General features: G+C 62.0%; 9 protein-coding genes. 6 read left to right on the forward strand and 3 right to left on the reverse strand.

Annotated elements, in window-relative coordinates; translation table 11 throughout:
* The 3 genes from guaA to NA637_RS22765 all read right to left on the reverse strand — a co-directional run.
* Positions 1-783, reverse strand: a 783-nt coding sequence (gene guaA, locus NA637_RS22755) for a glutamine-hydrolyzing GMP synthase (protein ID WP_256074804.1), incomplete at its 3' end; no start/stop codon positions are given.
* Between the two features lie 103 nt (positions 784-886).
* Positions 887-2356, reverse strand: a complete 1470-nt coding sequence (gene guaB, locus NA637_RS22760) for an IMP dehydrogenase (protein ID WP_045425305.1) — start codon at positions 2354-2356, stop codon at positions 887-889.
* A gap of 132 nt (positions 2357-2488) precedes the next feature.
* Entirely contained in the window at positions 2489-3034 is a 546-nt protein-coding gene (locus tag NA637_RS22765) for a sugar ABC transporter ATPase (protein ID WP_256074805.1), read from the reverse strand.
* Positions 3035-3171: 137 nt separating this feature from the next.
* Between NA637_RS22765 and xseA the strand changes: the two genes are divergently transcribed.
* The 6 genes from xseA to NA637_RS22795 form a co-directional block, all read left to right on the forward strand.
* Complete coding sequence (gene xseA, locus NA637_RS22770; protein WP_256074807.1) at positions 3172-4551, forward strand: exodeoxyribonuclease VII large subunit; 1380 nt, start codon at positions 3172-3174, stop codon at positions 4549-4551.
* A gap of 23 nt (positions 4552-4574) precedes the next feature.
* Positions 4575-5393 carry a M23 family metallopeptidase gene (locus tag NA637_RS22775; RefSeq protein WP_256074808.1) on the forward strand — a complete coding sequence of 273 codons (819 nt, stop codon included), beginning with the start codon at positions 4575-4577 and terminating at the stop codon, positions 5391-5393.
* 19 nt (positions 5394-5412) lie between these two features.
* On the forward strand, positions 5413-5955 hold the full coding sequence (locus tag NA637_RS22780) for a hydrolase (protein WP_256074809.1): 543 nt from the start codon (positions 5413-5415) through the stop codon (positions 5953-5955).
* A 55-nt stretch (positions 5956-6010) separates the two neighbouring features.
* Positions 6011-7333 (forward strand): mechanosensitive ion channel family protein, encoded by a 1323-nt coding sequence (locus NA637_RS22785; protein WP_256074810.1) that lies wholly within the window; start codon positions 6011-6013, stop codon positions 7331-7333.
* Between the two features lie 350 nt (positions 7334-7683).
* Positions 7684-9354 carry a 2-isopropylmalate synthase gene (gene leuA, locus NA637_RS22790; RefSeq protein WP_256074811.1) on the forward strand — a complete coding sequence of 557 codons (1671 nt, stop codon included), beginning with the start codon at positions 7684-7686 and terminating at the stop codon, positions 9352-9354.
* Between the two features lie 319 nt (positions 9355-9673).
* Positions 9674-10366: NAD(P)-dependent alcohol dehydrogenase (locus NA637_RS22795; protein WP_256074812.1), on the forward strand; the 693-nt coding region annotated here is incomplete at its 3' end.

Below are 10366 nucleotides of genomic sequence, written 5' to 3' on the forward strand. Positions count from 1 at the left end.
AACGAACACGCAGGTCAGCTGATTGCCGATGGCCTTGTGCAACAGCGCCGCAACCACCGAGGAGTCGACACCGCCAGACAGGCCCAGCAGCACGTTGGCCGTACCGACCTGATTGCGAACCTGCTCGACCAGATCATCGACGATATTGGACGGCGTCCACAGCGCTTCGCAGCCGCAGATTTCCAGCAGGAAACGCGACAGAATGCGCCCGCCCTGGCGGGTATGGGTCACTTCCGGGTGGAACTGCACGCCATAGTAGCGACGCTCATCATCACCCATGGCGGCAATCGGGCAGCTCGGTGTGCTGGCCAGGATGTGGAAGCCTTCCGGCAGCGTGGTCACCTTGTCGCCGTGGCTCATCCAGACGTCGAGGCCGAACACGCCGTCGTCGTCCATATGGTCTTCGATGCCGTCGAACAGCCTGGACTTGCCAACCAGATCGACCCGCGCGTAACCGAACTCCCGCTCATCCGAACCCTGCACCTTGCCACCCAGCTGCTCCGACATGGTCTGCATACCGTAACAGATACCGAACAGCGGTACGCCGAGATCGAACACGGCCTGCGGCGCGCGCGGGCTACCTTCGGCGTGCACCGACTCCGGGCCGCCAGCCAGGATGATGCCGCGCGGCGCGAAGTCGCGAATGTCCTCATCGCTCATGTCGAACGGATGCAATTCGCAGTAGACGCCGAGTTCGCGCACCCGACGGGCGATCAGCTGGGTGTACTGCGAGCCGAAATCCAGGATCAGGATGCGGTGAGCGTGAATGTCGGGGTGGGCCATTTTTTCTTCACCTGAATAATGGCTGAAGGCTGAAGGCTGAAGGCTGAACGAAAAAGCACGATCGTCCAGCTTCCAGCCTCCAGCCCTCAGCGAAAGAGCTCGATTAGCCTACGCGGTAATTTGGCGCTTCTTTAGTGATCTGCACATCATGCACATGGGACTCGGCCATGCCGGCACCGGTGATGCGCACGAACTGCGGGTGGGTGCGCATGTGATCGATGGTCGCGCTACCGGTATAGCCCATGGAGGCGCGCAGGCCGCCCATCAGCTGGTGAATGATTGCCGCCAGCGAGCCCTTGTACGGCACGCGCCCTTCGATGCCTTCCGGCACCAGCTTTTCGGCACCGGCGGAGGAATCCTGGAAGTAACGATCCGACGAACCCTGCGCCTGGGACATGGCGCCCAGCGAGCCCATGCCGCGGTAGGCCTTGTAGGAGCGGCCCTGAAACAACTCGATCTCGCCCGGAGCTTCCTCGGTACCGGCAAACATCGAGCCCATCATCACGGCGTTGGCGCCGGCCACGATGGCCTTGGAAAGGTCACCGGAGAAACGGATGCCGCCATCGGCGATCATCGGCACGCCGGTGCCTTCGAGCGCGGCGGAGACGTTGGCGATCGCGGAAATTTGCGGCACGCCGACACCGGCGACGATTCGCGTGGTGCAGATCGAACCTGGGCCGATACCGACCTTGACCGCGTCAGCGCCAGCCTTGACCAGGTCCAGCGCGGCTTCGGCAGTGGCGATGTTGCCGCCGATGACCTGCACCTGCGGGAAGTTGTCCTTGACCCAACGAACGCGATCGAGCACACCGCGGGAGTGGCCATGTGCGGTGTCGACGACGATCACATCGACGCCGGCAGCAGCCAACGCTTCGACACGCTCGGCGGTGTCGGCGCCGGTGCCGACCGCAGCACCGACACGCAGGCGGCCCTGATCATCCTTGGAGGCCAGCGGGTAAGTCTTGGCCTTCTCGATATCACGGAAGGTCACCAGGCCGCGCAAATGGAAATTGCCGTCGACCACCAGCATCTTCTCGATGCGGTGCTCGTAGAGCTTGGTTTTGATTTCCTCAAGCCCGGTGCCTTCCTGAACGGTGATCAGCTTTTCCTTCGGCGTCATGATCGCGGCAACCGAATCACCGACGTTCGGCGTGAAGCGCAGGTCGCGCCCGGTGACGATACCCACCAGCTCTTTGCCCGAGACCACGGGGAAGCCAGAGAAACCAAGCTCCCGCGCCTTGCGCAGCAGTTCGCTGATCTTGGTTTCAGGCGTCACGGTCGCCGGATCGTGAACGATGGCCGTCTCGTGGCGCTTGACCTTGCGCACCTCGGCAGCCTGCTGCTCGACATTCATGTTCTTGTGAATGATGCCGATGCCGCCTTCCTGCGCCATGGCGATGGCCAGGCGGGCTTCGGTGACGGTGTCCATTGCCGCCGAAACAAGGGGAATGTTCAGCTCGATTTCGCGGGTCAGGCGGGTCTTGAGGCTGACATCCTTCGGCAGGACCTCGGAATATCCCGGGATCAGGAGAACATCATCGAAAGTCAAGGCTTCTTGGCTGATACGCAGCATGGCGGGGGCTCCCAGGCGGGAAAAAGGAAGCGCGGCATTATACCCACGCACACCATTACGCTCAATGCGGTTGTAAGGTCCGTCGCGCGCGTTCCGCTTCGCTACGCCGAACAAATGACTGATCGGTCACCGCTACGCAACCACCACCGCAATCTCGAATCCCAGCCGTCCAGCGAACTGGTCAAGAAAGGACTGGGCAAATACAGCCTCGCCCCAACCGTTGAAGATGAAGCCAAGATTGGAAAAGCCGCAGGCCGGAATGAACAGGAAGCCGTTGATGTCATCCTCGTACCCGCATTCCGGACAGGTGAAGGTGTCGGTCTGTGCAGGCATCCACTCGTCGAGACTCTCGAACAGCGCCTCCCCAATCTCTTGCCGGCATTCAGGGCATCCGGCCTCCTCGGCAAACGCCCGGGTCGGCGTGTAGATGCAGCGCTTGGTCACGACCTCCAAGCCATTGATCGGCTCAGCGAACGGCAACCGCTCAGGGTGCAGCACAACGTTGCGCGCACCCGATCCAAGCGCATAGGCCATGCCGCCAACACCCCGTCCACAGGTGGTTGGCAGCGCCTCGACGATGCGCCGCTCGGCAAGCCAACGCAGGATCATTCGCGCCTTGGCTTCATGGCCAGGAAAGGATGAGATACGCGGCACGACGATCGCTTGACTGTGACTCATGGCTGGCTCAGACGGAGACGAGAACTGGCGCAGCTTAATATGCTGTCGACCCAGGTCAAGGCTACTCCATCGCCCGCTGTCCGTTTAGCCTCCAGCCTTCAGCGCTCTTTTCGCGCTTTTCCCTTATCATCCCCGGCATGCTCAAAGATCCTTTCCAACGCCTCAATCTCGACCGTGAAGTGCTGACCGTCAGCCAGCTCAACGGTCGCGCGCGGCTGCTGCTCGAAGATGTCTTCGCCCAGGTGTGGGTAGAAGGCGAAATATCCAATCTGTCCAAGCCGGCATCCGGCCACGTCTACTTCACGCTGAAGGACAAGAGCGCCCAGGTGCGCTGCGCGCTGTTCCGACAGAACGCCTTGCGTGTGCGTCAGGCATTGCGCGACGGCCTCGCGGTAAAAGTGCGCGGACGAGTGTCCTTGTTCGAGGGCCGCGGCGACTACCAGTTGATCCTCGATAACGTCGAGCCAGCCGGCGACGGCTCGCTGCGCCTGGCCTTCGAAGCGCTAAAGGAGAAGCTGAGCGCCGAAGGCATGTTCGACGCCGCCGGCAAGCGCGCCCTGCCCGCTCACCCGCAACGTATCGGCATCGTCAGCTCGCCCACCGGTGCGGTGATCCGCGACATCATTTCGGTGTTCCGTCGACGTGCGCCGCATGTTGCCCTGACGCTGGTACCGACCCCGGTCCAGGGCCGCGAAGCGACGGCACAAATCGTCCGCGCGCTGGAACTGGCCGACCGTGGCGGCTTCGATGCGCTGATCCTGGCGCGCGGCGGCGGCTCATTGGAAGACCTGTGGTGCTTCAACGAAGAAGGGGTCGCACGCGCCGTGGCAGCCTGCGAGACGCCGATCGTTTGCGCCGTGGGCCATGAAACCGACGTCTCCATTGCCGACTTCGTCGCCGACGTACGCGCACCGACGCCTTCCGCGGCCGCCGAACTCCTGGCTCCCAGCAGCGCCGACCTGCGCCAGCGACTCGATGGCCTGCGCCAGCGCTTGCTGCTGCGGATGCGGGACCGTTTACACCGCGAGGCAACGCGCCTCGAAGGCCTGACACGCCGGCTGCGACACCCCGGCGAGCGCCTGCAACAACAGGCCCAGCGCATCGACGATCTCGAACAACGCCTGCTGCGCGGCATCGACCGTCGCCTCTGCGCCGGGCAGGAACGCCTCGCCCGCCTCGAAACGCGCCTTGCGGGCCAGCACCCAGGCCGAAACCTGAACCTGTTGCGCCAACGCCTCGATCATCTGTCCAGCCGCCTACCCCGAGCGATGCAGGACACCCTGAAAGGCCATCGCCAACATTTACAGGGACTGGCGCAGACGCTGAATGTCGTCAGTCCGCTCGCCACCTTGTCACGTGGCTACAGCATCCTGCTCGACGAGCGCGGCCAGGCCATTCGGCATGCGGGCCAGACCCAGCCCGGCCAACGCCTCAAGGCGCGTCTGGGCGAAGGCGAACTGGACGTCAGGGTCGAAGACAACCATCAAACGCCCGTCACCCTATCACTGCTGGACTAACCCACTTTTTGCCCAGGACTCTTATGCGTTTTGCCCTTGCCCTGCTGCTCTGCCTTTCACTTCCCGTCCACGCCGAAGGTTTTCTCACCCGCCTGCTGAACAAACCCGTACCCGGTGGCGTCGCGGTAATCGACCTGGGTAACGATCCCAGCGCGCCAACAGCACGGTACGACGGCAAACCGGTGCTGGTGGTACGCGAAGATGACCAGCGCTGGATCGCCGTTGTCGGCATCCCGCTGTCGGTCAAAGCCGGTCAGCAGTCGCTGGACGTCAGCGGCCAGGCACATAGCTTCCGTGTCGAACCGCGCACCTACCGCGAACAGCGCATCACCTTAAGGAACCAGCGCCAGGTCAACCCCAACCCCGCCGACCTCAAACGTATCGAGCGCGAACTGGACGAACAGACAGGGGCCTATAGGCAGTTCAGCCCACGCCAGCCCAGTAACCTGTTGTTCGACAAGCCGGTCAACGGCCCGCTGTCCTCGCCGTTCGGGCTGCGCCGCTTCTTCAATGGTGAAGAGCGCAATCCGCATTCCGGGCTGGATTTCGCTGCGAAGACCGGTACACCGATCAAGACTCCGGCGGCCGGCAAGGTCATTCTCACCGGCAATTATTTCTTCAATGGCAAAACCGTGTTCGTCGACCACGGCCAGGGCCTGACCAGCATGTTCTGCCATTTGTCGCAGATTGATGTGAAGGTCGGCGACGAGCTTTCCCGTGGTGCCGTGCTCGGCAAGGTCGGCTCCACCGGCCGAGCCACCGGCCCGCATCTACACTGGAACGTCAGCCTGAACGATGCACGGGTCGACCCGTCGATCTTCATCGGTGCGTTCAAACCCTGATCCGCCCCAAGGACCCCTTATGCTCATCAATGCGCAGGACTCGACGCTTGTCATCATCGACATTCAGGAACGGCTATTTCCGGCCATCGAAGACCACACCACGTTGGCCGGGCACAGTGCCTGGCTGATCCAGGTCGCCCAACGCGTCGGTGTGCCGGTGCTGGTCACCGAGCAGTACAGCAAGGGCCTCGGCCCTACGATCGCAGCCCTGCGCGATGGCATGGCTGACGAGGCGATCATCGAGAAGCTGCATTTTTCCGCTGCGCGCGATGGCGAACTGTTCAGGCGCCCCGGTGGCGAGCGCAAGCAGTTCATCATCAGCGGCATCGAAACCCATATCTGCGTACTGCAGACCGTGCTCGATCTGCTGGCTCGCGGCAATCAGGTGTTCGTGGTCGAAGAAGCTGTCGGATCGCGCCGCGCCAGCGACAAAGCGCTTGGTCTGGCACGCATGCAACAAGCCGGTGCCAGCATCGTTTCGCGCGAAATGGTTGCGTTCGAATGGATGGAACAGGCAGGGACCGACCTCTTCCGCTCGATTAGCCGCGAGTTCATCCGCTGACAGGACGCCCCCTGGCATGTGGTTGTGGTCTGACGCCAACTGACGGAGCGGTACGATGCAGGAAGAAATGAAGGTCTGGCTGGAATGGCTGGGCGAGCATGCCGAACTGGAGACGCTGGTCGCCAGCGCGGCGCTGATATTCGCGGCCTGGCTGGCCAACTGGGTGGTCAAGCGCATCCTGGTGAGCGGTCTGTACAAAATACTGCGCAGCACTCGCGAAACTCAGCTGCAGGATTTCGGTATCATTCGCCGGTTGTCCAACATCGTGCCGGCGCTGGTGCTGTCGATTGGAGTGAATGCCGTACCGGGCCTGCCGGAAGCGGCCGTCACCGTCGTGCGCAATGTCTGCGGTGGCTTCATCGTGCTGACCATCGCCCTCGCCCTGGGTGCGCTGCTGGACATCATCAACATGATGTACCAGCGCCGCGCCGATGCGCATGTGCACCCCATCAAGGGCTATCTGCAGGTGGTCAAGATCGTGCTGTATGCGGTCGCCACCATCCTCATCATCGCCACCCTGATCGACCGTTCGCCGCTGATCCTGCTGTCCGGCCTTGGCGCAATGGCGGCGGTATTGATGCTGATATTTCAGGACACCATTCTTTCGTTGGTGGCCAGCGTGCAGATCACCTCCAACGACCTGATTCGTGTTGGCGACTGGGTGGAAATGCCGCAGCTGAACGCCGACGGCGATGTCATCGACATTGCGCTGCATACGGTAAAAGTGCAGAACTGGGACAAGACCATCAGCAACATCCCGACCAAGCGCTTTATCAGCGACTCGTTCAAGAACTGGCGGGGCATGCAGGAAAGCGGCGGCCGCAGGATCAAGCGCAGCCTGTTTCTGGATCAGCAAAGCGTGCATTTTCTCAGCAGCGACGAATGCGAGCGCCTGCATCGATTCAACCTGCTGGATGAATACCTCACCGAAAAACGCCGAGAGATCGACGAGTGGAATGCCAAGCTTGAAGAGCGCGGCAAGGAGCCGGTGAATACTCGACGGATCACCAATATCGGCAGTTTCAGAGCATATGTGGAACGCTACCTGCGCAGCCATGGCGGTATCCATCAGGGTATGACGCTGATGGTGCGCCAGCTCAGCCCCACCGCCGACGGCTTGCCGCTGGAAATCTACTGTTTCACCAACACCGTGGCCTGGACCCCGTACGAGGCGATCCAGTCAGACATCTTCGACCACCTGCTGGCGATCCTGCCCGAGTTCGGTCTGCGCGTGTTCCAGCACCCGAGCGGTGCGGACATGCGCGAGGGCTATGGCTCGGTCAGCCAGCTGCTCAGCCGACCGATGCCGCAGTTGCCCCAACCGAGCGACCGGCGCGACGACGACAAACCCGGGACGGCTGATTGCAACCTGCAGTGAAAGATCACCGCTGGCCAAGCCAGAGACCCGCTGTGAACTTTCCTTTGCGTCTCACGTAAATCCTGCCGTGGCTACTGCTCATCGTGGCCGGATGATCGCACGTCCCGAGGCCCAGGCTGAGTGCGACACGGGGCCGCAATCCAGCCGGGCAATCAATCTTCGATTACCGAGCACAAGCGATTTTTTATTTTTCTTTGTGGGCTTTTATTAGTGTTTTTCACCATTTTTTTCGATCCCGTTGCAACACCCGATAGATGAACTCTACATTCGGGCCATAACTACACGTCGACCTGCTCTGCCCTCCCTGCTTCGTGCCACGTTTTGGGGGGGGCCTGCCCAAGGAAATTGCCATGACCATGCTCAAAGATCCTTCAAGCAAATATCGCGCGTTCCCGGTGATCAATCTGCCTGACCGTACCTGGCCATCGCGGACCATCACCCAGGCCCCGATCTGGCTCAGCTCCGACCTGCGCGACGGCAACCAGTCGCTGATCGAGCCGATGGACGCGGCGAAGAAGATGCGTTTCTTCAAGACGCTGGTGCAGATCGGCCTGAAGGAGATCGAAGTGGGCTTTCCCTCCGCCTCGCAGACCGATTTCGATTTCGTTCGCGAACTGATCGAGGGCGGCCACATTCCCGACGACGTCACCATTCAGGTGCTGACTCAGGCTCGCGAGGACCTGATCAGCCGCACCTTCGAATCGCTCAAGGGTGCCAAGCGGGCCATCGTTCATTACTACAACGCGACCGCGCCGAGCTTCCGCCGCATCGTGTTCAACCAGGACAAGGCTGGTGTGGTGAACATCGCCGTCGCCGCGGCGCAGGTGGTCAAGCGTCTCGCCGATGCGGCGCCGGAAACCGCTTGGCGCTTCGAATATTCGCCCGAGGTGTTCAGCTCCACTGAGACCGACTTCGCCGTCGAAGTCTGCAACGCGGTGATCGAGGTATTCCAACCGACGCCTGGGAAGAAGCTGATCCTCAACCTGCCGGCCACCATCGAGGCCGCCACGCCGAATATCTATGCCGACCAGATCGAATATTTCGGCCGCCAGATCAACAAGCGCGACTGCGTGCTGATCAGCCTGCACACCCACAACGACCGCGGCACGGGCGTGGCCGCCACCGAACTGGGCCTGATGGCCGGTGCGGATCGCGTCGAGGGTTGCCTGTTCGGTAACGGCGAGCGCACCGGCAACGTCGATCTGGTGACCGTAGCGCTGAACATGTACAGCCAGGGCGTCGATCCACAGCTGGACTTCTCCGACATCGATGCCGTGCGCAAGGTCGTCGAAGAATGCAACCAGTTGCCGGTCCATCCACGCCATCCCTACGTCGGCGATCTGGTCCACACAGCCTTCTCCGGCTCGCACCAGGACGCGATTCGCAAAGGCTTCAGTCAACAGGATCCGAATGGCGTATGGGAAGTGCCATACCTGCCAATCGACCCGGCCGACATCGGTCGCAGCTACGAGGCGGTGATTCGCGTCAACAGCCAGTCCGGCAAAGGCGGCATCACCTTTCTGCTCGAACAGGAATACGGCATCAGCCTGCCGCGGCGCATGCAGATCGAGTTCAGCCAAGTGGTGCAGAAGGAGACCGATCGGCTGGGCCTGGAAATGAGCGCCAAGCAGATCTATGCGCTGCTGGAAGCCGAGTACCTGCAAGCCACCGCGCCCTACACGCTGAAGGGCCATCGTCTGCAGGAAGAGAACGGCACCAGCGCGGTGGACGTGGAAGTCGCGACCGATGGCGAGGTTGCCCACTGGCGCGGCATCGGCAAGGGGCCGCTGGAAGCGCTGGTCGCCGGCTTGCCGGTGAAGCTGGAGATCATGGATTATCACGAGCACTCGATCGGTGCCGGCAGCAATGCACGGGCCGCGGCCTATATCGAAGTGCGTCTGGATGGCGAGCGCCCGCTGCATGGCATCGGCATTGACGAAAACATCACCACCGCCAGCATTCGCGCCTTGTTCAGCGCCCTCAACCGGGCCCTGCGTGAGGCCCAGCTGAAAGCAGCCTGACCGGGAGATGGCGGGCTCTGCGTAGGGCCCGCCACGCTGCAACCAGAGCCGCCCGGGAGGCGGCACGATGGCCACCGCTTGCCGCTACCCTGACGGGAGCCTCTGCTCCCGACCCACCGTTTCGCCGCTGCATGACAGGCAAGCAATCGCTCGCCAAAACCCGGCGCATCACGTACCGAACACCTCCCACCCGCACCAGGTCTATCCCATTCCAGCAGAAATGCGTGAGTCATCGGCAGGATTGTGCAACCGGTCCTGTTCGCTATTGGCATAGGCTTTAGCACTTCCGCCCACTCGATAAAACGCCACAGGAGCGCTCATGAGCACAACCATCGGTTACGCCGCATTTGACCCAAGCACGCCACTCGCACCTCATACGTTCTCGCGCCGTGCCGTAGGGCCGAACGATGTGCAGATCGACATTCTCTTCTGCGGCGTCTGCCATTCTGATCTGCACACCGCGCGCAACGAGTGGAACAACACCCGCTATCCCTCCGTGCCGGGCCACGAGATCGTTGGCCGCGTGAGCGCGGTCGGCGCGAACGTCAGCAAGTTCAAGGCGGGCGACATCGCTGGCGTCGGCTGCCTGGTCGACAGCTGTCAGAGCTGCCCTTCCTGCGGCGAGGGTCTCGAGCAGTATTGCGAGAATGGTTTTATCGGCACCTACAATGGTCCCGCATTCGGCGGTGGCGAGAATACCTTTGGCGGCTATTCCGACAACATCGTGGTGAATGAGAAATTCGTCCTGCGCATCTCGCATACCGAAGACACGCTTGCCGCTGTCGCGCCCTTGCTATGTGCAGGCATCACCACCTATTCGCCGCTGCGCCAGTGGAAGGTCGGCCCCGGTCAGAAGGTCGGCGTGGTCGGTCTCGGTGGCCTTGGGCACATGGCGGTAAAGATCGCCAATGCCATGGGCGCGCATGTCGTGCTGTTCACCACCTCGCCCGACAAGAAGGAAGACGCCCTGCGCCTGGGGGCCAGCGAAGTCGTGGTATCGAAGAACCAGGGG

This window comes from Stutzerimonas stutzeri, assembly GCF_024448935.1.
Lineage (GTDB): Bacteria > Pseudomonadota > Gammaproteobacteria > Pseudomonadales > Pseudomonadaceae > Stutzerimonas > Stutzerimonas stutzeri_AO.

What these genes read in the sequence shown, in the direction of transcription:
- guaB (WP_045425305.1), bottom strand. Translation starts at nt 2,356, where the DNA reads ATGCTGCGTATCAGCCAAGAAGCCTTGACTTTCGATGATGTTCTCCTG.
- NA637_RS22765 (WP_256074805.1), bottom strand. Translation starts at nt 3,034, where the DNA reads ATGAGTCACAGTCAAGCGATCGTCGTGCCGCGTATCTCATCCTTTCCT.
- xseA (WP_256074807.1), top strand. Translation starts at nt 3,172, where the DNA reads ATGCTCAAAGATCCTTTCCAACGCCTCAATCTCGACCGTGAAGTGCTG.
- NA637_RS22775 (WP_256074808.1), top strand. Translation starts at nt 4,575, where the DNA reads ATGCGTTTTGCCCTTGCCCTGCTGCTCTGCCTTTCACTTCCCGTCCAC.
- NA637_RS22780 (WP_256074809.1), top strand. Translation starts at nt 5,413, where the DNA reads ATGCTCATCAATGCGCAGGACTCGACGCTTGTCATCATCGACATTCAG.
- NA637_RS22785 (WP_256074810.1), top strand. Translation starts at nt 6,011, where the DNA reads ATGCAGGAAGAAATGAAGGTCTGGCTGGAATGGCTGGGCGAGCATGCC.
- leuA (WP_256074811.1), top strand. Translation starts at nt 7,684, where the DNA reads ATGACCATGCTCAAAGATCCTTCAAGCAAATATCGCGCGTTCCCGGTG.